This is a genomic window from Pseudomonas sp. IT-347P (assembly GCF_949768005.1).
Lineage (GTDB): Bacteria > Pseudomonadota > Gammaproteobacteria > Pseudomonadales > Pseudomonadaceae > Aquipseudomonas.
Genome location: NZ_CATKPQ010000011.1, coordinates 384,286 through 405,126 on the forward strand (window position 1 = coordinate 384,286; position 20,841 = coordinate 405,126).

The following is a 20,841-nucleotide window of genomic DNA, read 5'->3' on the forward strand; positions in this document are numbered from 1 at the left end:
GCGTCAGCTGGATACCGTTTGCGCTGCGGGGGTGGCCGGGGTCGCTTCTTTGACCTCGTCGGCCGTGCAGATCTTTACTGCGTGGAGGCCTTTGGGGCCTTGCACGATTTCGAATTTCACTTCCTGACCCGCTTTCAGGGTTTTGTACCCGTCCATGTCGATGGCGGAGTAATGAGCAAAGAAATCAATTAACTTGCCATCCTCATCGCGGCCTTCACGGGCGTCGGTATTGATAAAGCCGAATCCCTTGGCATTGTTGAACCATTTCACCTTGCCGACAGCCATGCTCAAATCCCTCTGCAACAGACTCCATCGCTGGAGTATCATCCAGTTCATCCGCAATCTTATTCGTGAAAAGAATTGACTCCGCGGATCTTTTTTACCCACTGTGGGCTCTATTGGTTGTAACACCGTTTTCCCGATAGTCAAGGTGACCGGGCAGTCGGAGTTGAAAACGTGGACAACCGCCCCCACCACTGTATTTGCACAACTGACGAACCTTTCTTTCCATGCATGCAATCAGCCAGATTCGACTAACATTCAATCAGGATCGCCCGCTTCTCCAAAAGGATCTTCCACAGGAGCACGACGACGATTCGGCAGGCGTTGCTGTTCAGGAAGCAAAGCCTGCGTTACAGGCGCCGCCGATGTACAAGGTGGTTTTGTTCAACGATGACTACACACCGATGGATTTCGTCGTCGAAGTGCTCGAGGTGTTTTTTAACCTGAATCGCGAGCTGGCGACCAAGGTCATGCTGGCCGTCCACACAGAAGGGCGGGCAGTATGTGGAGTGTTTACCCGCGACATCGCCGAGACAAAGGCCATGCAGGTCAACCAGTACGCCAGGGAAAGCCAGCATCCGCTACTCTGTGAAATCGAGAAGGACGGTTAATCGCCGACCACTTGGGTATGAGGTGAAGCTATGTTAAACCGCGAGCTCGAAGTCACCCTCAATCTAGCCTTCAAGGAGGCTCGTTCGAAACGTCATGAATTCATGACCGTCGAACACCTTCTGTTGGCCCTATTGGACAATGAGGCTGCCGCCACCGTTTTGCGTGCCTGCGGCGCAAACCTCGATAAACTCAAGCACGACCTGCAGGAGTTCATCGACTCCACCACGCCTTTGATCCCCGTTCATGACGAAGATCGCGAAACCCAGCCAACCCTGGGCTTTCAGCGTGTACTGCAACGTGCTGTTTTCCACGTACAGAGCTCGGGCAAACGCGAAGTAACCGGCGCCAATGTGTTGGTTGCAATCTTCAGTGAGCAAGAGAGTCAGGCAGTGTTCCTGCTGAAACAGCAGAGCGTTGCGCGCATCGATGTCGTCAATTACATCGCTCACGGCATCTCCAAAGTACCGGGGCATGGCGATCACTCTGAAGGTGAACAAGATATGCAGGACGACGAGGGCGGTGAGTCTTCTTCTTCAGGCAATCCTCTGGATGCTTATGCCAGCAACCTCAACGAACTCGCGCGCCAGGGGCGCATCGATCCGCTGGTCGGGCGCGAATCGGAAGTCGAACGTGTCGCGCAGATTCTCGCGCGTCGGCGCAAAAACAATCCGCTGCTGGTCGGTGAAGCAGGCGTGGGCAAAACCGCGATTGCCGAAGGTCTGGCCAAGCGTATTGTCGACAACCAGGTGCCGGACCTGCTGGCCAATAGCGTTGTTTATTCGCTCGACCTTGGCGCTCTGCTCGCGGGGACCAAGTATCGCGGTGATTTCGAGAAGCGCTTCAAGGCGCTGCTCAATGAACTGAAAAAGCGTCCGCAAGCGATCCTGTTCATTGACGAAATTCACACCATCATCGGTGCCGGCGCTGCGTCTGGTGGCGTGATGGATGCTTCGAACCTGCTCAAGCCGCTGCTGTCGTCTGGCGACATCCGTTGCATCGGCTCGACCACGTTCCAGGAATTTCGCGGCATCTTCGAGAAGGACCGTGCCTTGGCGCGGCGCTTCCAGAAGGTCGATGTCGTCGAGCCTTCGGTGGAAGACACCATCGGTATCCTGCGCGGCCTGAAAGGGCGTTTCGAGCAGCACCACAACATTGAATACAGCGATGAGTCGTTGCGCGCTGCTGCTGAGCTGGCGTCGCGCTACATCAATGACCGGCATATGCCGGACAAGGCCATCGACGTGATTGACGAGGCGGGTGCCTACCAGCGCCTGCAACCGCTGGAGATGCGCGTCAAGCGTATCGAAGTGCCGCAGGTCGAAGATATCGTGGCGAAAATCGCACGGATTCCGCCGAAACACGTCACCAGTTCCGACAAGGAACTGTTGCGTAACCTGGAGCGTGACCTGAAGCTGACGGTGTTTGGTCAGGACGCAGCGATCGATTCGTTGTCGACTGCGATCAAGCTGTCCCGTGCCGGGCTTAAATCGCCGGACAAGCCAGTTGGTTCGTTCCTGTTCGCAGGTCCGACCGGTGTTGGTAAAACCGAGGCCGCGCGGCAATTGGCCAAGGCCTTGGGGATTGAGCTGGTGCGTTTCGACATGTCCGAGTACATGGAGCGTCACACCGTATCGCGTCTGATTGGTGCGCCTCCAGGTTATGTCGGTTTTGACCAGGGCGGTCTGTTGACCGAAGCGATCACCAAACAGCCGCACTGCGTGTTGCTGCTCGATGAAATCGAGAAGGCGCATCCGGAAGTCTTCAACCTGCTGTTGCAGGTCATGGACCACGGTACGCTGACCGACAACAACGGGCGCAAGGCGGACTTCCGCAACGTGATCGTGATCATGACCACCAACGCCGGTGCCGAAACGGCGGCGCGTGCTTCGATTGGTTTCACCCATCAGGACCACTCGTCTGATGCGATGGAAGTGATCAAAAAGAGCTTCACGCCGGAATTCCGTAACCGTCTGGACACCATTATCCAGTTTGGTCGCCTCAGCCATGAGGTCATCAAAAGTGTGGTGGACAAGTTCCTTACCGAGCTTCAGGCGCAGTTGGAAGACAAGCGTGTGCTGCTTGAGGTCACTGATGCCGCGCGTAGCTGGCTGGCGGCGGGTGGTTATGACTCGGCGATGGGCGCGCGGCCGATGGCGCGTTTGATCCAGGACAAGATCAAGCGTCCGCTGGCGGAGGAGATTCTGTTTGGCGAGCTGGCCGAGCATGGCGGTGTGGTTCACATCGACATCAAGGATGGTGAGTTGACGTTTGACTTCGAGACTACCGCGGAAATGGCCTGAGGGCCTTGGATCAAGAGGGCGCCTTCGGGCGCCTTTTTGTTGTCTGGTATTTTTGTGTGAATATCCGTTGCTTCGGTAACGGCGGCTTAGGGTTTCGCCCTTACGGCGACTCACTTTTTTTCAAACGCCAAAAAAAGTAAGCAAAAAACGCTTGCTCCTACGTTCGGCCCGCTCGCTGAGGCTCGGGGTTCCTTCGCTGCGGGATCGATCCGGGCGCAGCGTCTCCGGTTTGCTTCGCTGCACCTCCTTTCGCTGTGTTTGGCTGCGCCAAACGGTCGCTGCGCTCCCATGCCCGGATCAATCCCTCCACTCAGCCTTCCGACGTCGCCCGTGGATCAAGATCAAGAGCAGGCGAGCTGACACTCGGCCTATTGATTGGTGAAGAGCGGGTGTTCGGCTTTTGATTTGCGTTGTGGCTGCCCCTCACCCCAGCCCTCTCCCTAGGGAGAGGGGGCCGATTTGTGGGCTTTTCAAGATCTGCGTTCAACGCGGTATCGCACGTCGGCGTACCTCTCCCAAACACCTCGATCAGTCCCCTCTCCCTCCGGGAGAGGGCTAGGGTGAGGGGCTTTTGATCTGGTTTGTGATCTTGCTTTGGCTTTGGCTTTGGCTTTTGATTTTTTGCCCCTTCGGCAGGCCGAGCGTAGGTGTTCATCCGGGGGTAGGCGCGCAGCGCCGTGCGGCGCAGCCGCACACATCGAGAGGAGGTGCAGCGAAGCAAACCGTAGGCGATGCCCCCGGATGGGCACCGTAGCGAGGGAACACTGAGCCTCAGCGAAGTGCCGTACGCCGGGGCAAAGCCTTTTGGGTTACCTTTTCGGCGTTTGGAAAAGGTGACTCGCTGTAAGAGCGAAACCGCCAGCGGCAACACCCGCAGCAACGGATGTGCCCCCAATCCCCAATCCCAAAACGCAGATACAAAAACGCCCGGCATAAACCGGGCGTTCTGTATTGACTTGATTAACGAGCGCGGTAAGTGATGCGCCCTTTGCTCAAGTCATAGGGCGTCAGCTCGACGCGCACTTTGTCACCGGTAAGAATACGAATGTAGTTCTTGCGCATCTTGCCGGAAATATGCGCGGTTACGACGTGCCCATTTTCCAACTCCACACGAAACATGGTGTTGGGCAGGGTGTCGACGACAGTGCCTTCCATTTCGAAGCTGTCTTCTTTCGACATGCAGTAAAGCCCTCGGTATCCAATGAATGGCCCGGTGCAACTGCGCCAGGCAAAAGCGGCGTGCATTGTGCCCGAAAAATGGGGTTTACGCCAAGGGGTTTACGGCTTGGGTTTAGTTGAGGATGACCCAACGCTGATTAATCAGCAGTTCGATGGGGCGATATTGGGTCTTGTAGCTCATCTTTTTGCAGTTCTTGATCCAGTAACCGAGGTACACCGCCTCAAGCCCGAGACGCTGTGCCTCGGCGATTTGCCAGAGGATGGCAAATCGGCCAAGGCTGCGGCGCTCTTCGGCCGGTTCGTAAAAGGTGTACACCGCTGACAAACCGTTCGGCAGCAAATCGGTCACTGCCACAGCGAGCAGCCGTCCGTCGAGTCGGAACTCGTAAAAGCGCGAGAAGGGCAGATCGCGGACCAGAAACGTCGCAAATTGATCACGGCTTGGCGGGTACATGTCGCCGTCGGCGTGACGCTGTTCGATGTAACGCTGGTACAGGTCGAAGTATTCTTCACTGAATTGCGGTTTGGCCGGGCGCACCTGTAGGTCCGCGTTGCGCTTTAAAATCCGTTTCTGCTGGCGATTGGCCGTGAATTGCGCCACCGGGATGCGCGCAGGCACGCACGCATTGCAGTTCTGGCAATGCGGGCGGTACAGATGATCGCCGCTGCGACGAAAGCCCATTTCCGACAGGTCTGCGTAGACATGCACATCCATGGGCTGGCTCGGATCGAGAAACAGGGTCGTGGCCTGCTCCTCGGGCAGATAACTGCAAGAGTGAGGCTGAGTGGCATAGAACTTCAAACGCGCCAACTCGGTCATGATCAACCCTCGGGATAAGCTGGTGAATTAAGTGTAAGCCACGCGCGCCAAAGTCGCTCAGCAAACCCAGGTGGCGCGATTGGGTTGATCCAGGTGGCGGGCCAGATAATCGGCGAATTCGTGACGAGGAATCGCTCGGGCGCCGAGGCTGTGCAGATGATCGGTCGGCATCTGACAGTCGATCAGCACGAACCCCGAGTGTTTCAGGTGTTGCACCAGGGTGGCAAAGCCGAATTTCGAGGCATTGTCGGCGCGGCTGAACATCGATTCGCCGAAAAACAATTGGCCCATCGCCAAGCCGTACAGGCCACCGACCAGTTCACCTTGGTCCCAGACCTCCGCTGAATGGGCGAAGCCACGTCGATGCAATTCGACGTAAGCGTCCTGCATGGCTTCGGTGATCCAGGTGCCGTCAGCGTAATCCCGTGGCGCAGCGCAGGCGCGGATCACGGCCTCGAAGTCCTGATCGAAGGTCACTTGATAGCGTTCCTGGCGCAACAATTTGCCGAGGCTGCGCGAAACATGCAGTTCGTCGGGAAACAACACTGTGCGCGGGTCCGGCGACCACCAGAGGATTGGCTGACCCTCGGAAAACCATGGAAAGCAGCCATGGCGATAAGCCTGGATCAGTCGATCGGCCGACAGATCGCCACCGGCGGCGAGCAAGCCGTTAGGGTCGCGCATGGCCTTTTCCAGTGGCGGAAAAGTCAGGGAATTACGTTGTAACCAAGTCAGCATGGCATCCAGGCTTGCAGAAGGGGAGGGCGGTGCGGGCTGTCTGGCCCGCGCTAAAGTGTGCCGTTAAATGACAGGAATGTCGTCCAGATACTTCTCGGCGTCGAGTGCGGCCATGCACCCGGCACCCGCCGACGTCACCGCTTGTCGATAGACATGGTCGGCTACGTCACCAGCGGCAAATACCCCGGGGATCTCAGTCGCGGTGGCGTCGCCGTCGCTGCCGCCCTTGACCCGTAAATAGCCGTCGCGCATTGGCAACTGGCCTTGAAACAGATCGGTGTTGGGTTTGTGACCAATGGCAATGAATACGCCGGCCAGCGCCAGATCACGGGTTTCGCCGGTATGACTGTCACGCAGGCGCGCACCGGTCACCCCGCTGGCATCGCCGAGGACTTCATCGAGATTCTGGTTCCAGTGCAGGCGCACGTTGCCGTTTGCGGCTTTCTCGAACAGTTTGTCCTGAAGGATTTTCTCCGAGCGCAGTTTGTCGCGCCGGTGGATCAGGTGCACCTCCCTGGCGATGTTCGACAGGTACAGGGCTTCCTCAACAGCGGTATTGCCACCGCCAACCACAGCGACCACCTGATTGCGATAGAAGAAGCCGTCACAGGTCGCGCAGGCGGAAACCCCTTTGCCGGCGAAGGCTTCTTCCGAGGGTAGCCCCAGGTACTGCGCCGAAGCACCGGTGGCGATGATCAATGCGTCGCAGGTATAAGTGCCGCTGTCGCCAGTGAGCTCGAACGGGCGCTGCTGCAACTTGGCGGTGTGGATGTGGTCGTAAACGATCTCTGTGGCAAAGCGTTCGGCGTGTTTCTGCATGCGCTCCATCAGCACCGGGCCGGTGAGGCCTTCGACGTCGCCCGGCCAGTTGTCGACCTCGACGGTGGTGGTGAGCTGGCCACCGGCCTGCAGGCCGGTAATCACCACGGGTTTGAGGTTGGCGCGGGCGGCATACACGGCAGCGCTGTAACCGGCCGGGCCGGAGCCGAGGATGATCAGGCGTGAATGCTTCGCTACGTTCATCAAATACACCTCATAAGCCTTTGTCACAAAAGGTAATGCATGCTCAAATTGAGTCGCGGCTTCTGTGTGCTTGACTATGCTCAATCCTGGGGCTTGAAGCATGGCATCGGACGCACAAACCCGTACAATGCCAGGCTGTTACAGAATGTTCGCGTTGCGCTGTATTTATAAAAGCGGCAGCACAGTGTTAAAAGTAGTCTCAGTTGCGCTCGTCAACTTTTTTACCTGCCTGGATTGGGCAGTTTTTTATCGTCATTCAATAGATGGACGCGCCTCGGGCGCAGGAAAAGAAGCGTTTTGAAGAAATCCACCGAAGCACCAAAAACAGTCGTTCCGCTCTGGCGCCAACAGTTGCACTACCGGCTCAAGGAAGGTGCATTGATCGCCATCGGTGCCTTGTGCCTGTTCCTGATGATGGCTTTGCTGACCTACGGCAAGGACGATCCGGGCTGGAGCCACAACAGCAAGATCGATGACGTACAGAATTTCGGCGGTCCGGCGGGCTCCTACAGCGCCGACATCCTGTTCATGGTGCTCGGTTACTTCGCCTACATCTTCCCGTTGCTGCTGGCGATCAAGGCCTACCAGATCTTCCGCCAGCGCCACGAGCCGTGGCAGTGGAGCGGCTGGCTGTTCTCCTGGCGCCTGATCGGTCTGGTGTTTCTGGTGCTGTCCGGCGCCGCGCTGGCGCATCTGCACTTTCACGCGGCGTCGGGTCTGCCGGCGGGGGCTGGCGGTGCGCTGGGCGAAAGCCTTGGCAATCTGGCGAAGAACGCGCTGAACATTCAAGGGAGTACCCTGTTGTTCATCGCACTGTTCCTGTTTGGCCTGACGGTGTTCACCGACCTGTCCTGGTTCAAGGTGATGGACATCACCGGCAAGATCACCCTCGACCTGTTCGAACTGTTCCAGGGCGCGCTCAACCGCTGGTGGTCGGCGCGTACCGAACGCAAGCAACTGGTCGCGCAACTGCGTGAAGTCGACGATCGCGTGCATGACGTAGTCGCGCCGACGGTCACCGACAAGCGTGAGCAGGCCAAGGTCAAAGAACGCCTGATCGAACGTGAGCAAGCCCTGAGCAAGCACATGTCTGATCGCGAGAAGCAGGTGCCGCCGGTTATCGCACCGGCGCCAGCCAAGGCGCCCGAGCCAAGCAAGCGCGTGCAGAAAGAGAAGCAGGTGCCGTTGTTCGTCGACAGCGCCGTGGAAGGCACCTTGCCGCCGATCTCGATTCTTGATCCGGCAGAAAAGAAACAACTCAATTACTCACCGGAATCCCTCGCGGCGGTCGGCCATTTGCTGGAGATCAAGCTCAAGGAGTTCGGTGTCGAAGTGACGGTGGATTCGATTCATCCGGGTCCGGTGATTACCCGTTACGAGATTCAGCCGGCCGCCGGCGTCAAGGTCAGCCGTATCGCCAACCTCGCCAAAGATCTTGCACGTTCGCTGGCCGTTACCAGTGTGCGGGTGGTCGAGGTAATTCCGGGCAAGACCACTGTCGGTATCGAGATCCCCAACGAAGACCGGCAGATCGTGCGCTTCTCCGAAGTGCTGTCGACGCCGGAGTACGACAACTTCAAATCACCGGTCACTCTGGCGCTCGGTCACGACATCGGCGGTAAGCCGGTGATCACTGACCTGGCGAAGATGCCGCACTTGCTGGTGGCTGGTACGACCGGTTCCGGTAAGTCGGTGGGTGTGAACGCGATGATCCTGTCGATCCTGTTCAAGTCCGGCCCGGAAGACGCCAAGCTGATCATGATCGACCCGAAGATGTTGGAACTGTCGATCTACGAAGGCATTCCGCACCTGCTGTGCCCGGTCGTGACCGACATGAAGGACGCCGCCAACGCCCTGCGCTGGAGCGTTGCCGAGATGGAACGCCGCTACAAGCTGATGGCGAAGATGGGCGTGCGCAACCTGTCCGGTTTCAACGCCAAGGTCAAGGAGGCACAGGACGCCGGCGAGCCGTTGAGCGATCCGCTGTACAAGCGCGAAAGCATCCACGACGAAGCGCCATTGCTGCAGAAACTGCCGACCATCGTGGTGGTGGTCGACGAATTCGCCGACATGATGATGATCGTCGGCAAGAAGGTTGAAGAACTGATCGCCCGTATCGCGCAGAAGGCCCGTGCGGCAGGTATTCACTTGATCCTTGCGACCCAGCGGCCGTCGGTGGACGTGATCACTGGTCTGATCAAGGCCAACATTCCGACGCGTATGGCGTTCCAGGTGTCGAGCAAGATCGACTCCCGCACCATCATCGATCAGGGTGGCGCCGAACAACTGCTGGGTCATGGTGACATGCTTTACATGCCGCCAGGCACCAGCCTGCCGATCCGGGTTCACGGTGCATTCGTATCCGACGATGAGGTACACCGTGTGGTCGAAGCGTGGAAACTGCGCGGCGCACCGGAATACAACGACGACATCCTCAACGGTGTCGAAGAAGCGGGCAGCGGTTTCGAAGGCAGCAGCGGTGGCGGCGACGGCGATGATCCGGAAGCCGACGCGCTGTACGACGAAGCGGTACAGTTTGTTCTGGAAAGTCGTCGCGCCTCGATTTCCGCGGTTCAGCGCAAGTTGAAGATCGGTTACAACCGCGCCGCACGGATGATCGAGGCCATGGAAATGGCCGGCGTCGTCACCTCGATGAACACCAACGGTTCCCGTGAAGTCCTGGCCCCTGGCCCGGTACGCGACTGATTGCAAACGCAAGAGGCGGGACAATGACGTGCCGCCGCTCTCCCAACGAGTATTCAAGAGGACTCCCATGCGTCTTATCCGCATGCTGTTGCCAGTACTGGCGCTGACCACGCTCACGGCCCACGCCGATGACAAGGACGTGGCGCGTCTGACCCAACTGCTGGAAACATCCAAGACCCTGAGCGCGAACTTCTCGCAGCTGACCCTCGACGGCAGCGGCACGCAGTTGCAGGAGACCACCGGCAACATGACCCTGCAGCGTCCAGGCCTGTTCTACTGGCACACCAATGCGCCAGCCGAGCAGACCATGGTGTCTGATGGCAAGAAGGTCACCCTGTGGGACCCGGATCTGGAACAGGCGACCATCAAGAAGCTTGACGAGCGTCTGACCCAGACCCCGGCGCTGCTGCTGTCCGGTGATGTGTCGAAGATCAGTCAGAGCTTTGATATCACCGCGAAAGAGGCGGGTGGCGTGATCGACTTCACGCTGAAGCCGAAAACCAAGGACACGCTGTTCGACAATCTGCGTTTGTCGTTCCGCAACGGTCTGCTCAATGACATGCAACTGATCGACAGCGTCGGCCAGCGCACCAACATCCTGTTTACCGGGGTCAAGGCCAACGAGGCGGTGCCAGCCTCCAAGTTTAAGTTCGATATCCCGAAGGGTGCAGATGTAATTCAAGAGTAAAATGCAAAACCCTGTGGGAGCGGGCTTGCTTGCGAATGCGATTTAACATTCAACAAAATAGTTGTCTGACATACCGCTTTCGCGAGCAAGCCCGCTCCCACAAGGGTAAATGATCGACCTGATCAAAGAGGTTTCAACGCTACGTGATGGATCTGTTTCGCAGTGCACCGATTGCCCAGCCACTGGCCGCGCGTTTGCGTGCGACCAATCTGGATGAGTACGTCGGTCAGGAGCACGTGCTCGCTCGCGGCAAGCCTCTGCGTGAGGCGCTGGAGCAGGGTGCCCTGCATTCGATGATCTTCTGGGGTCCGCCGGGCGTGGGTAAGACCACCCTGGCGCGGTTGCTCGCGGAAGTCTCCGATGCGCACTTCGAAACGGTTTCGGCGGTGCTTGCGGGGGTCAAGGAAATCCGTCAGGCCGTCGAGATCGCCAAGCAGCAGGCCGGCCAGTACGGCAAGCGCACCATTTTGTTCGTCGATGAAGTGCACCGTTTCAACAAATCCCAGCAGGACGCGTTCCTGCCGTACGTTGAGGACGGCACGCTGATTTTCATCGGCGCTACCACCGAAAACCCTTCGTTCGAACTCAACAATGCTTTGTTGTCGCGTGCCCGTGTCTACGTGCTGAAAAGCCTCGACGAAGCGGCGCTGCGCAAACTGGTGCATCGCGCCCTCACCGAAGAGCGCGGCCTGGGCAAACGCAACCTGACCCTCAACGATGAAGGCTTCCAGATGCTGCTGTCCGCCGCCGATGGCGATGGCCGGCGTCTGCTCAACCTGCTGGAAAACGCCTCGGACCTGGCTGAAGACAACAGCGAAATCGGCACCGAGCTGCTGCAAAGTCTGCTCGGCGACACGCGTCGGCGTTTCGACAAGGGCGGCGAAGCGTTTTACGACCAGATCTCGGCGCTGCACAAATCGGTGCGCGGCTCCAACCCCGACGGCGCGCTGTACTGGTTTGCGCGGATGATCGACGGTGGTTGCGATCCGCTGTATCTGGCCCGGCGCGTGGTGCGTATGGCCAGCGAAGACATCGGCAACGCCGACCCGCGCGCCCTCAGCCTGTGCCTGGCGGCGTGGGAAGTGCAGGAACGCCTCGGCAGCCCGGAAGGCGAGCTGGCCGTGGCCCAGGCCATCACCTATCTAGCCTGCGCGCCGAAAAGCAACGCGGTGTACATGGGCTTCAAAACCGCGATGCGTGCCGCTGCTGAAAACGGCTCGCTGGAAGTGCCGCTGCATCTGCGCAATGCGCCAACCAAACTGATGAAACAACTGGGCTACGGTGACGAATACCGTTACGCCCACGACGAACCGGACGCCTACGCCGCCGGCGAAGATTATTTTCCGGAAGAACTCGAGCCGATCCCGTTCTATCAACCGGTGCCGCGCGGCCTGGAATTGAAGATCGGCGAGAAGCTCAATCACCTCGCTCAACTTGATCGTTTAAGCCCTCGGCAGCGGAGAAAATAGTGCTTCCATTGATCGTTGCGGTCTCCGCCGGCGGGATTGCCGGCACCTTGTTGCGCTTCGCCACCGGCAATTGGGTCAACGCCAATTGGCCGCGGCACTTCTATACCGCGACGCTGGCCGTTAATATCGTGGGCTGTCTGCTGATTGGCGTGTTGTACGGCCTGTTTTTGATACGCCCGGAGGTGCCGATCGAGGTGCGTGCCGGGTTGATGGTCGGCTTCCTCGGGGGGCTGACGACTTTTTCATCCTTTTCACTGGATACGGTGCGCCTGCTGGAAAGCGGGCAAGTACCGCTGGCTTTGGGCTATGCGGCACTCAGCGTATTCGGCGGGCTGCTCGCCACTTGGGCTGGCCTGTCCTTGACCAAACTTTGATAACGAGAAACCGACATGCTCGATTCCAAACTGTTACGTAGCAACCTTCAGGACGTAGCGGACCGCCTGGCTTCCCGTGGCTTTGCCCTGGACACCGCGCGCATCGAAGCGCTGGAAGAACAGCGCAAGACCGTCCAGACCCGCACCGAAGCACTGCAGGCTGAGCGTAACGCGCGTTCCAAATCCATCGGTCAGGCCAAGCAGCGCGGCGAAGACATCGCGCCGTTGATGGCAGACGTCGAGCGCATGGCGGGCGAACTGAGTGCCGGTAAAGTCGAGCTGGACGCGATCCAGACCGAACTGGATTCGATCCTGCTCGGTATCCCGAACCTGCCCCATGAATCCGTGCCGGTCGGCAAAGACGAAGACGACAACGTCGAAGTGCGCCGCTGGGGTACGCCGACCGCGTTCGATTTCGAAGTGAAAGACCATGTTGCCTTGGGCGAGAAGTTCGGCTGGCTGGACTTCGAAACCGCCGCCAAGTTGTCCGGCGCGCGTTTCGCTCTGCTGCGTGGCCCGATCGCCCGTCTGCACCGCGCTCTGGCGCAGTTCATGATCAACCTGCACGTCAACGAACACGGCTACGAAGAGGCCTACACGCCTTATCTGGTTCAGGCCCCGGCGCTGCAAGGCACCGGTCAACTGCCGAAGTTCGAAGAAGACCTGTTCAAGATCGCTCGCGAAGGCGAAGCCGATCTGTACCTGATTCCGACCGCTGAAGTGTCGCTGACCAACATCGTTGCCGGCGAAATCGTCGATTCGAAACTGCTGCCGATCAAGTTCGTGGCGCACACCCCGTGCTTCCGTAGCGAAGCCGGCGCGTCGGGCCGTGACACTCGCGGCATGATCCGCCAGCACCAGTTCGACAAAGTTGAAATGGTCCAGATCGTCGAGCCGTCGCAATCGATGGAAGCGCTGGAAGGCCTGACTGCCAACGCCGAAAAAGTCCTGCAACTGCTCGGTCTGCCTTACCGCACCCTGGCGCTGTGCACCGGTGACATGGGCTTCAGCGCGGTCAAGACCTACGATCTGGAAGTGTGGATTCCGAGCCAGGACAAGTATCGCGAAATCTCGTCGTGCTCGAACTGCGGCGACTTCCAGGCCCGCCGTATGCAGGCGCGTTTCCGCAACCCGGAAACCGGCAAGCCTGAACTGGTGCACACCCTGAACGGTTCCGGTCTGGCGGTTGGTCGTACGCTGGTTGCCGTACTGGAAAACTACCAGCAGGCCGACGGTTCGATCCGTGTGCCGGACGTGCTGAAGCCGTACATGGGTGGCCTTGAGGTCATCGGCTAAATGAAATATCTGCCGCTGTTTCACAACCTGCGCGGCAGTCGTGTGTTGGTCGTCGGTGGGGGGGAAATTGCCTTGCGCAAATCCCGCCTGCTGGCCGATGCCGGTGCGCTGCTGCGGGTGGTCGCACCTGAAATCGAAACGCAACTGCGTGAGTTGGTCGCCGCTTCTGGCGGTGAATGCCTGTTGCGCGGTTACGTTGAGGCGGACCTTGACGGTTGCGGGCTGATTATTGCCGCCACCGACGATGAGACGCTGAACGCACAAGTTTCCACCGATGCTCACAAGCGCTGCGTGCCGGTCAACGTGGTCGACGCGCCTGCCTTGTGCAGTGTGATCTTCCCGGCGATCGTCGACCGTTCGCCGCTGATCATTGCGGTGTCCAGCGGCGGCGATGCGCCGGTGCTGGCGCGCCTGATTCGGGCCAAGATCGAAACCTGGATTCCGTCGACTTACGGTCAGTTGGCCGGGCTGGCAGCGCGTTTTCGCAATCAGGTGAAAAACCTGTTTCCGGATGTGCAGCAGCGTCGCGGCTTCTGGGAAGACGTGTTTCAGGGGCCGATTGCCGAACGGCAGATGGCCGGGCAGGGCGCCGAAGCCGAGCGTCTGCTGCAAGCCAAGATCGATGGTGAAGCCATGGTCACCACCGGCGAGGTGTATCTGGTCGGGGCAGGGCCGGGCGATCCGGATCTGCTGACCTTCAAGGCTCTGCGCCTGATGCAGCAAGCCGACGTGGTGCTTTACGACCGCTTGGTCGCGCCGGCGATTCTTGAGCTGTGCCGTCGTGATGCCGAGCGGGTCTACGTCGGCAAGCGTCGTGCTGATCACGCCGTGCCGCAGGATCAGATCAACCAGCAACTGGTCGACCTGGCCAAGGCCGGCAAACGCGTGGTGCGCTTGAAGGGCGGCGATCCGTTCATTTTCGGCCGGGGCGGCGAAGAGATCGAAGAGCTGGCGGCTCACGGCATCCCGTTCCAGGTCGTGCCGGGTATCACCGCGGCCAGCGGTTGCGCGGCGTATGCCGGGATTCCGCTGACCCATCGTGATTACGCGCAGTCCGTGCGTTTTGTTACCGGGCATTTGAAGGACGGTTCCACTGATCTGCCATGGGCCGACCTTGTCGCCCCGGCGCAAACGCTAGTGTTCTACATGGGCCTGGTAGGGTTGCCTGTCATCTGCGAACAACTGATCAAGCATGGTCGTTCAGCGGATACCCCGGCGGCGTTGATTCAGCAAGGTACAACGGTCAATCAGCGCGTGTTCACTGGCACATTGGCTGACCTGCCGCGATTGGTGGCGGAGCATGAAGTGCATGCGCCGACACTGGTGATCGTCGGTGAAGTGGTGCAACTTCGCGAGAAACTGGCGTGGTTTGAAGGGGCTCAGGCGCAGGTCTGAAAACCGAGTCGCCCCATTCGCGAGCAAGCCCGCTGCCACAGAGGATTTGTGCATGACACAGATCCAATGTGGCAGCGGGCTTGCTCGCGAACAGGCCTTCAAAAACTATGCAGATCTCAGCCCCGGCGCCAAACCCCTTTGCCGCTCAACCGCGCCCGATCATGGGCGACGGTGAAATCCTGCTCCGGCCCCTTCGGCACAACCCCTGTCGGGTTGATCGTCTTGTGACTGCCGTAGTAGTGATTCTTGATGTGCTGGAAATCCACCGTTTCGGCAATTCCCGGCCACTGATACAGCTCACGCAACCAGTTCGACAGATTCGGATAGTCGGCAATTCGCCGCAAATTGCACTTGAAGTGGCCGTGGTAGACCGCGTCAAAACGAATCATCGTGGTAAACAGGCGGATCTCCGCTTCCGTCACGTACTCACCCGACAAGTAGCGATTGGCACCCAGCACCCGCTCCAGGTGATCCAGTTCGGCAAACACCTCATCGAACGCTTCTTCATAAGCCTGTTGCGACGTCGCAAAGCCTGCGCGGTACACGCCGTTGTTCACCGCCGGATAGATCCGCTCGTTCAGCGCATCAATCTCGCCGCGTAATGGCGCCGGGTAGAAATCCAGATCATTGCCGGTCAGATCATCAAACGCGCTGTTGAACATACGGATGATCTCCGCCGATTCGTTACTGACGATGCGCTTGAGCTTCTTGTCCCACAGCACTGGCACGGTGACGCGGCCGGTGTAGTCGGCAGTGTCGGCGGTATAGCGCTGATGCATGAATTCAAAGTCGTCGAGCTTGTCGCCGGTCGAGCCGAGCGCCGTGTCGAAGGTCCAGCCGTTCTCCAGCATCAGCCAACTGACCACCGAAACATCGATCAAGCTTTCCAGACCTTTGAGCTTGCGCAGGATCAACGTGCGATGCGCCCACGGGCAGGCGAGGGAAACGTAGAGGTGATAGCGCCCGGCTTCGGCAGCAAAACCACCTTCACCGCTGGGGCCGGGTTCGCCATTGGCGGTTACCCAATTGCGGCGCTTGGCCTGTTCGCGCTGAAACGCGCCGTCTTTGCTGCTTTCGTACCACTTGTCCTGCCAGTGGCCGTCGACGAGTAAACCCATGATCAAGACTCCGTAAACCAATAATCGTTGGAGTCGAGTCTATTCCGATGAGTTCGAACAAAAAGCGCAAAGATCGGGCGCGAATGATCGGTTAAATCGATTTGTTCCGCGCAGCCCAGTATTGCTCGGCGGTTGCGAAGGCTTGTTCACGGCTCTGGCCTAGACCGCGCAAGGCCAGCGCCATGGTCGCGATCAGGGCCATTTGCGGGTAACTGTCGACCACATCGCCACGCCAGACGGCTTTCAGATGATCAACGTCCAGGGTCGCCGGTTTGACGTGACGCTGCGCCGACAATTGCGGCCATTCCTCGTCCCAGCTCTCGCCGCGGGTAGTGCCGTAGAGGTGACTGTCGGCATCCGGATTGATCTCGATTTCGCCACCATCGCCCTTGACCACAATCGCCGTGTCACCCAGCAGACCGCTGGCATCGCGGTGCACCGCTTGATAGCCGGGGTGGAAAATGCTTTGCAGGCCGCAACGAGCGCCCAATGGGTTGAGAATCCGCGCCAGCGAATGAATCGGCGAACGCAGGCCCAAGGTATTGCGCAGGTCAATCATGTTTTGCAGTTGCGGCGCCCAGTCCACCAGCGGCATGAAGGCCAGCCCGCCGTTGTCCAGCGCCGCGCCGACCTGTGGCCAAGTGCGACACAGGGGAATGTTCAATTCACCAAGCAATTGCTCGCTGTACAGACGCCCGACGGTGTGCGCGCCGCCACCGTGCATGAAGATGCGCACGCCGTTCTGCGCCAGGCACTTGGCCGCCAGCAGATACCATGGCAGATGGCGCTTCTTGCCGGCATAGGTCGGCCAGTCCAGATCAACGTCAAGCTCAGGCGCCTTCAAGCGCTCGCGCAACGCTTCGGTGAAACCGGCCATCTCCTCGGCGCTTTCCTCCTTGTGCCGCAGCAACATCAAAAACGCGCCGAGCTGGGTGTCTTCAACCTTGTCGTCGAGCACCATGCCCATGGCTTCCCGGGCTTCTTCGCGAGTGAGGTCGCGAGCGCCACGTTTGCCTTTGCCGAGGATGCGCACGAATTGGGCGAACGGGTGTTCGGCAGGCGTTTGGAGGGTCAGTGCTGGAAAGTCGGTCATAAGCAGTTCGTCGGTTTGGGCAGGCCCGCCAGTTTCGCGGCGAGTTTGGCGGGGGTGCCTTTGAACAGTCGGTTCAGGTGCAGGCTGTTGCCCTTGTCCGGGCCGAGTTTCAACGCGGTGTACTTGATCAATGGCCGAGTGGCCGGGGACAGCTGGAATTCGGTGTAGAAGCTGCGCAGCAGTTCGAGGACCTCCCAATGCTCGGGGGTCAACTCGATGTCTTCGGCGGCGGCGAGGGCGCTGGCGACATCAGCCGACCAGTCGCTGAGGTCGACGAGAAAACCATCCTTGTCCAGTTCGATGGCGCGGGCGCCGACGGTCATGGAGTTCATAGCCAGCTGTTGACCTTGTCGTGGTGGATCGACAGCTCGACGAAGGCCGGGTAATCGATCGCTTCGGCCCAGTCCGGGACTTCGATGGCGCGAGCCTGTGCATCTTCGGCCAGAACCCACAGTTTGATCTGGCGGCTTTTCAGATCGGCGAATGGCGCGGTGTCCGCTTGCAACGCATACACCGCATCGCCGCAGAGCAGCAACGCATCAGCGCTGCCGAGCAAGCGCAGGCAACTGGTCAGGCGAGCGTCGCCGAAGGGGGAGTGAGACAACACATGCAAAGTCGACATCAGAGGGTGATCACCTGGTCGTAACGGTCAATAAGTGCGGTGATTTGCTCGGCGGCGAGCGGCTGCGCTTCGTCCAGCGACAGATTGCCGAGACCGCGCGCGCTGGCGCTGTCGGCGCAGTAAAACAGTTCTTCGACGCCGAACATCGGCAGTGCCTGCAGATTGGCGCTCAGGTCTTTCTGCTGCAGAGCCTTGGCGTTCTGCCCGGCGGCGAGTTGCAGCACGCCATCATCGAGAAACAACAGGCCGATCGGCAGATCGAAGGCGCCACCGGCCAACACGATGTCCAGCGCTTCACGGGCGCCGGGGCCTGACCACGGCGACTGGCGGCTGATGATCAACAGGGACTTGGCCATTCATGCTCCTCCGAAGCAGATCAGACGATCGGCGTCTTGCACCGCGTCATGCAACTGACCGAGGCCAGACAATTCCCACGGCGCGCTGACGGAGACGGCGTCACGCTGATAGCGTTTGGCTTCTTCAGCGTTCAGCGCACCGCGACGCAGGGCGGCGGCGATGCACACCACGCCGTCCAGTTGCTGCTCACTGATGAAGGTGCGCCATTGTTTGGGCAGGTCCAGTTCGTCCTGCGGGGTGACCACCGCATCCGAAGCGTTATAGACGCCATCCTGATAGAAAAACAGCCGGACAATCTCATGCCCCCCGGCCAGCGCGGCTTGCGCAAACAGCAGGGCGCGGCGCGAGGAGGGCGCATGGGCGGCGGAAAACAGCGCAATGGCGAACTTCATGACGGACTCGATCAGCAAAACTGCGGCCATGATAAAGCTTTATCGAGGCTGCCGCGAAACCTTGTAGGCCTTCGCCTGCTCGCGATAGCGGTCTGTCAGCTGGTGAAGATGAAGAATGTGCCGGCGTCTTCGTCGGAACGCCGCCCGGAGCCGGCTCGCTCCAGAGATTTTTGTTGTCCTCGGTTAGCGCGGCATGTAGCCCAGTTGCCAGCGCCGCGGGATTTTCAGGGAGAGCAGCCCGATCATCGCGGCCAGCAAACCGCTGACAAACATTGCCTTGAGGCCCAAATGGTGTTCCAGCACTGCCCCCAGAATCGCGCCGATAAACATCCCGCTCCACGGCACCAGTTGCACCCGCCAGCCGCTGCGTCGTTCGCCGAGCATCCAACGGCCCAATCCACGGCCGAACCGCGACAATGCGCCGGTCACGTAAGTCAGCCCGACCGGCAGGCCGTTCACCTCTTCGACCGACGCGTTGAGCATGCCCATCGCAATGATTGCCGCCATCAGCGCTGGCAGTTGGCTGTCGAATGGCCAAGCGGCAGCCGCACACAGCAGGGTGGCAATACACAGCAGCAACGGCAGCGCCCGGCGTCCACCGAAACGGGCAACGATAACGCCCAAGGCGTTCCCGGCGATAAACGTTGCGACGAGGATCAACAAACGCACGGTCAACCCGATGTCGCCATCGCTGATCGCCACGGCAAGTCGAGTGGTGTTGCCGCTCATGAACGAGACAAAGTCACCGCTGGCCATAAAGCCGATGGCGTCCGTCATCCCGGCCAGGACCGAGAGACAGGCCACCAGCGCCAGACCAATCCGCCCACGCCACTTTTGTGTGTGCAGATGGCCGGGGCTGGCGCGGTGAGTCGAGGCGGATGGCAACATCGTGGCGTTGTCCTTGGGTGGCGGTTACGGCTCTATGCCATACAGATCGCAGTATTCCAGCCAATCCATCCCGGCCATTTCCGCGACTTCACGGTGTACTTCCAGACGCTGCGCCTGGTATTCCTCCGGCGAGTCGGCGGTCAGTTGCAACGTCAGTTCCCAGGCAAACAAGCCGAGACTTTCCGCCTCGGCTTCGAACGCTTCGTGCAGACGTTCTTCGCGATACTGTGCCTGGGTTTCGCCTTTGGCCTGGGCCAGCAACGGGTTGAGATGATCGAGGGTTTCGCGCAGTTCGGGACGCGCGTCGAGAAACAGTTTCAGGGCATGTTCATGTCGCTGGTCGGAAGGCGCCATGTGTTTTCCTTGTGAGGCTGTTGACCGTAGGTTGCCGCAGGGGCCTGCGCCTGTCGCGCTATAAATGCAGTAAAGCAGAACGATTCCTGCTGCTGCGATGATACAGTCCGCTTTTTTCTGAATGAGCGAATGCAATGCGAATGCTGATGGTAGCGCTGGCGGCGACGCTGCTGGCCGGTTGTGCGGGCTCGGTGATGGACGATGCTCGCACGAAAACCCCGTACAAGGTATTGACGTCGGACAAAGCCGAAAAAGACGTGGCGCGCTGTGTGCAATTCGGCTGGCAGGACGAAGCGGTGTTCGGCGTGGACGCGGCGGCGTATCTGGAGCCGCGCAAGTCGGGCGGCACGACGGTGTATACCCGTTCGGCGGAGTCGTTTGTCGATGTGATCACCGAGGCATCGGGCACAACGCTGAATTACTACGCGCAGAAGGATGACTTTGTCGCCAAGCGCCGGTTGGCGGCGTTGGCGACCTGTCTGTAGGGGCCAATGGTCGCGTTGAGGCTCAAGCCGCCTTCGCGAGCAAGCTCGCTCCCACATCGATTCTTTGTCGGTCACGAATCCAGTGTGGGAGCGAGCCTGCTCGCGAAGGGGACGTCACATTCAACCTACGAGTCGCTTCTGGAAGAAATGCCGCTTGTGTCCCGGCGGGTAGTCGACAATCTCCCCAAACTGGCTATACCCGAGCTTCTTGTAGAACTCCGGTGCCTGAAAGTCGAATGTGTCGAGCCATGCGCCGATGCAGCCTTTCTCCCGCGCCAGCTCCTCGGCCATGCGCATCAGCTTCGATCCAATACCTTGACCCCGCCCGGCTTCTGGCACTGACAGCAGATCGACGAACAACCACTGGCAGGCCAGCCGGCCGTAGAGTCCGCCGAGAATCTGGTCATCATCGTCACGCACCAGCAGGGTCAGCGGCTCGGATACGGCGATTCCTGCCTTGGCCACGTTAAAGGCGTGCAGGGGGGCGAGAATGGCCTGACGTTCCACTTCTGTGGAGTTTTGCGACAACTCGATGCGCAAGTTCATGCATGACTTCCTTGTGGTTTGAATGCGCAGCCTATCCTGCCCGGCGTCGAACTTCCAAGCCTTGCCTTAACCCGGTGGAACTGCCGCTCTTGCGTCGGGGTCTA

At 59.5% G+C, this 20,841-nt stretch carries 23 protein-coding genes; 9 read left to right on the forward strand and 14 right to left on the reverse strand.

From position 1 onward, the window contains the following. Positions 1-3 precede the first annotated feature (3 nt). Positions 4-285, reverse strand: coding sequence for a cold shock domain-containing protein (locus ACM6IV_RS05695; RefSeq protein WP_414869078.1), 282 nt, complete (start codon positions 283-285; stop codon positions 4-6). A gap of 224 nt (positions 286-509) precedes the next feature. Between ACM6IV_RS05695 and clpS the strand changes: the two genes are divergently transcribed. Together clpS and clpA are read left to right on the forward strand one after the other, a co-directional pair. Next, positions 510-893 (forward strand): ATP-dependent Clp protease adapter ClpS, encoded by a 384-nt coding sequence (clpS, locus tag ACM6IV_RS05700; protein WP_011334948.1) that lies wholly within the window; start codon positions 510-512, stop codon positions 891-893. Between the two features lie 30 nt (positions 894-923). Next, positions 924-3,194, forward strand: coding sequence for an ATP-dependent Clp protease ATP-binding subunit ClpA (clpA, locus tag ACM6IV_RS05705; RefSeq protein WP_414869079.1), 2,271 nt, complete (start codon positions 924-926; stop codon positions 3,192-3,194). Between the two features lie 960 nt (positions 3,195-4,154). Here clpA and infA read toward each other — a convergent pair. The 4 genes from infA to trxB form a co-directional block, all read right to left on the reverse strand. Next, positions 4,155-4,373: a translation initiation factor IF-1 gene (infA, locus tag ACM6IV_RS05710; protein WP_002553999.1), complete on the reverse strand. Its 219-nt coding sequence runs from the start codon at positions 4,371-4,373 to the stop codon at positions 4,155-4,157. Positions 4,374-4,485: 112 nt separating this feature from the next. After that, positions 4,486-5,193, reverse strand: a complete 708-nt coding sequence (locus ACM6IV_RS05715) for an arginyltransferase (protein WP_414869080.1) — start codon at positions 5,191-5,193, stop codon at positions 4,486-4,488. A gap of 57 nt (positions 5,194-5,250) precedes the next feature. After that, positions 5,251-5,931 carry a leucyl/phenylalanyl-tRNA--protein transferase gene (gene aat, locus ACM6IV_RS05720; protein ID WP_414869081.1) on the reverse strand — a complete coding sequence of 227 codons (681 nt, stop codon included), beginning with the start codon at positions 5,929-5,931 and terminating at the stop codon, positions 5,251-5,253. A gap of 63 nt (positions 5,932-5,994) precedes the next feature. After that, positions 5,995-6,954, reverse strand: coding sequence for a thioredoxin-disulfide reductase (gene trxB / locus ACM6IV_RS05725; RefSeq protein WP_414869082.1), 960 nt, complete (start codon positions 6,952-6,954; stop codon positions 5,995-5,997). A 297-nt stretch (positions 6,955-7,251) separates the two neighbouring features. Here trxB and ACM6IV_RS05730 point away from each other — a divergent pair, with 297 nt between their 5' ends. From ACM6IV_RS05730 to cysG, 6 genes are all read left to right on the forward strand, one after another. Beyond that, on the forward strand, positions 7,252-9,660 hold the full coding sequence (locus ACM6IV_RS05730) for a DNA translocase FtsK (RefSeq protein WP_034155142.1): 2,409 nt from the start codon (positions 7,252-7,254) through the stop codon (positions 9,658-9,660). A 67-nt stretch (positions 9,661-9,727) separates the two neighbouring features. After that, complete coding sequence (lolA, locus tag ACM6IV_RS05735; RefSeq protein ID WP_414869083.1) at positions 9,728-10,348, forward strand: outer membrane lipoprotein chaperone LolA; 621 nt, start codon at positions 9,728-9,730, stop codon at positions 10,346-10,348. 146 nt (positions 10,349-10,494) lie between these two features. Beyond that, positions 10,495-11,817 (forward strand): replication-associated recombination protein A, encoded by a 1,323-nt coding sequence (locus ACM6IV_RS05740; protein ID WP_414869084.1) that lies wholly within the window; start codon positions 10,495-10,497, stop codon positions 11,815-11,817. Then, positions 11,817-12,191 carry a fluoride efflux transporter CrcB gene (crcB, locus tag ACM6IV_RS05745; protein WP_123462490.1) on the forward strand — a complete coding sequence of 125 codons (375 nt, stop codon included), beginning with the start codon at positions 11,817-11,819 and terminating at the stop codon, positions 12,189-12,191. The genes ACM6IV_RS05740 and crcB overlap by 1 nt, the downstream gene beginning before the upstream one ends. A gap of 15 nt (positions 12,192-12,206) precedes the next feature. After that, positions 12,207-13,487, forward strand: a complete 1,281-nt coding sequence (serS, locus tag ACM6IV_RS05750; protein WP_038369693.1) for a serine--tRNA ligase — start codon at positions 12,207-12,209, stop codon at positions 13,485-13,487. Then, positions 13,488-14,882, forward strand: coding sequence for a siroheme synthase CysG (gene cysG, locus ACM6IV_RS05755; protein ID WP_414869085.1), 1,395 nt, complete (start codon positions 13,488-13,490; stop codon positions 14,880-14,882). Between the two features lie 116 nt (positions 14,883-14,998). Here the strand turns inward: cysG and ACM6IV_RS05760 are convergent, their stop codons facing one another. The 8 genes from ACM6IV_RS05760 to ACM6IV_RS05795 all read right to left on the reverse strand — a co-directional run bounded on the left by ACM6IV_RS05760 (position 14,999) and on the right by ACM6IV_RS05795 (position 19,706). Beyond that, positions 14,999-16,000, reverse strand: coding sequence for a glutathione S-transferase family protein (locus tag ACM6IV_RS05760; RefSeq protein WP_414869086.1), 1,002 nt, complete (start codon positions 15,998-16,000; stop codon positions 14,999-15,001). A 91-nt stretch (positions 16,001-16,091) separates the two neighbouring features. Then, positions 16,092-17,093 (reverse strand): glycosyl transferase family protein, encoded by a 1,002-nt coding sequence (locus tag ACM6IV_RS05765; RefSeq protein ID WP_414869087.1) that lies wholly within the window; start codon positions 17,091-17,093, stop codon positions 16,092-16,094. Next, complete coding sequence (locus ACM6IV_RS05770) at positions 17,090-17,425, reverse strand: TusE/DsrC/DsvC family sulfur relay protein (RefSeq protein ID WP_414869088.1); 336 nt, start codon at positions 17,423-17,425, stop codon at positions 17,090-17,092. The genes ACM6IV_RS05765 and ACM6IV_RS05770 overlap by 4 nt, the downstream gene beginning before the upstream one ends. Next, positions 17,422-17,715 carry a sulfurtransferase complex subunit TusB gene (tusB, locus tag ACM6IV_RS05775; RefSeq protein WP_414869089.1) on the reverse strand — a complete coding sequence of 98 codons (294 nt, stop codon included), beginning with the start codon at positions 17,713-17,715 and terminating at the stop codon, positions 17,422-17,424. The genes ACM6IV_RS05770 and tusB overlap by 4 nt, the downstream gene beginning before the upstream one ends. Further along, complete coding sequence (gene tusC / locus ACM6IV_RS05780) at positions 17,715-18,071, reverse strand: sulfurtransferase complex subunit TusC (RefSeq protein ID WP_414869090.1); 357 nt, start codon at positions 18,069-18,071, stop codon at positions 17,715-17,717. The genes tusB and tusC overlap by 1 nt, the downstream gene beginning before the upstream one ends. Then, positions 18,072-18,464 (reverse strand): sulfurtransferase complex subunit TusD, encoded by a 393-nt coding sequence (gene tusD / locus ACM6IV_RS05785; protein ID WP_414869091.1) that lies wholly within the window; start codon positions 18,462-18,464, stop codon positions 18,072-18,074. It abuts the gene before it with no gap. Positions 18,465-18,647: 183 nt separating this feature from the next. Beyond that, entirely contained in the window at positions 18,648-19,352 is a 705-nt protein-coding gene (locus tag ACM6IV_RS05790; RefSeq protein ID WP_414869092.1) for a YoaK family protein, read from the reverse strand. 24 nt (positions 19,353-19,376) lie between these two features. Further along, complete coding sequence (locus tag ACM6IV_RS05795; RefSeq protein ID WP_414869093.1) at positions 19,377-19,706, reverse strand: DUF6388 family protein; 330 nt, start codon at positions 19,704-19,706, stop codon at positions 19,377-19,379. A 134-nt stretch (positions 19,707-19,840) separates the two neighbouring features. Between ACM6IV_RS05795 and ACM6IV_RS05800 the strand changes: the two genes are divergently transcribed. Then, positions 19,841-20,191: a hypothetical protein gene (locus ACM6IV_RS05800; protein WP_414869094.1), complete on the forward strand. Its 351-nt coding sequence runs from the start codon at positions 19,841-19,843 to the stop codon at positions 20,189-20,191. A gap of 120 nt (positions 20,192-20,311) precedes the next feature. Here the strand turns inward: ACM6IV_RS05800 and ACM6IV_RS05805 are convergent, their stop codons facing one another. Beyond that, on the reverse strand, positions 20,312-20,737 hold the full coding sequence (locus tag ACM6IV_RS05805; RefSeq protein WP_414869095.1) for a GNAT family N-acetyltransferase: 426 nt from the start codon (positions 20,735-20,737) through the stop codon (positions 20,312-20,314). Between the last annotated feature and the right edge of the window lie 104 nt (positions 20,738-20,841).

Coding starts and splice junctions, on each gene's coding strand:
- ACM6IV_RS05695 (WP_414869078.1), bottom strand. CDS start 285: ATGGCTGTCGGCAAGGTGAAATGGTTCAACAATGCCAAGGGATTCGGC.
- clpS (WP_011334948.1), top strand. CDS start 510: ATGCATGCAATCAGCCAGATTCGACTAACATTCAATCAGGATCGCCCG.
- clpA (WP_414869079.1), top strand. CDS start 924: ATGTTAAACCGCGAGCTCGAAGTCACCCTCAATCTAGCCTTCAAGGAG.
- infA (WP_002553999.1), bottom strand. CDS start 4,373: ATGTCGAAAGAAGACAGCTTCGAAATGGAAGGCACTGTCGTCGACACC.
- ACM6IV_RS05715 (WP_414869080.1), bottom strand. CDS start 5,193: ATGACCGAGTTGGCGCGTTTGAAGTTCTATGCCACTCAGCCTCACTCT.
- aat (WP_414869081.1), bottom strand. CDS start 5,931: ATGCTGACTTGGTTACAACGTAATTCCCTGACTTTTCCGCCACTGGAA.
- trxB (WP_414869082.1), bottom strand. CDS start 6,954: ATGAACGTAGCGAAGCATTCACGCCTGATCATCCTCGGCTCCGGCCCG.
- lolA (WP_414869083.1), top strand. CDS start 9,728: ATGCGTCTTATCCGCATGCTGTTGCCAGTACTGGCGCTGACCACGCTC.
- ACM6IV_RS05740 (WP_414869084.1), top strand. CDS start 10,495: ATGGATCTGTTTCGCAGTGCACCGATTGCCCAGCCACTGGCCGCGCGT.
- serS (WP_038369693.1), top strand. CDS start 12,207: ATGCTCGATTCCAAACTGTTACGTAGCAACCTTCAGGACGTAGCGGAC.
- cysG (WP_414869085.1), top strand. CDS start 13,488: ATGAAATATCTGCCGCTGTTTCACAACCTGCGCGGCAGTCGTGTGTTG.
- ACM6IV_RS05760 (WP_414869086.1), bottom strand. CDS start 16,000: ATGGGTTTACTCGTCGACGGCCACTGGCAGGACAAGTGGTACGAAAGC.
- ACM6IV_RS05765 (WP_414869087.1), bottom strand. CDS start 17,093: ATGACCGACTTTCCAGCACTGACCCTCCAAACGCCTGCCGAACACCCG.
- ACM6IV_RS05770 (WP_414869088.1), bottom strand. CDS start 17,425: ATGAACTCCATGACCGTCGGCGCCCGCGCCATCGAACTGGACAAGGAT.
- tusB (WP_414869089.1), bottom strand. CDS start 17,715: ATGTCGACTTTGCATGTGTTGTCTCACTCCCCCTTCGGCGACGCTCGC.
- tusC (WP_414869090.1), bottom strand. CDS start 18,071: ATGGCCAAGTCCCTGTTGATCATCAGCCGCCAGTCGCCGTGGTCAGGC.
- tusD (WP_414869091.1), bottom strand. CDS start 18,464: ATGAAGTTCGCCATTGCGCTGTTTTCCGCCGCCCATGCGCCCTCCTCG.
- ACM6IV_RS05790 (WP_414869092.1), bottom strand. CDS start 19,352: ATGTTGCCATCCGCCTCGACTCACCGCGCCAGCCCCGGCCATCTGCAC.
- ACM6IV_RS05795 (WP_414869093.1), bottom strand. CDS start 19,706: ATGGCGCCTTCCGACCAGCGACATGAACATGCCCTGAAACTGTTTCTC.
- ACM6IV_RS05800 (WP_414869094.1), top strand. CDS start 19,841: ATGCGAATGCTGATGGTAGCGCTGGCGGCGACGCTGCTGGCCGGTTGT.
- ACM6IV_RS05805 (WP_414869095.1), bottom strand. CDS start 20,737: ATGAACTTGCGCATCGAGTTGTCGCAAAACTCCACAGAAGTGGAACGT.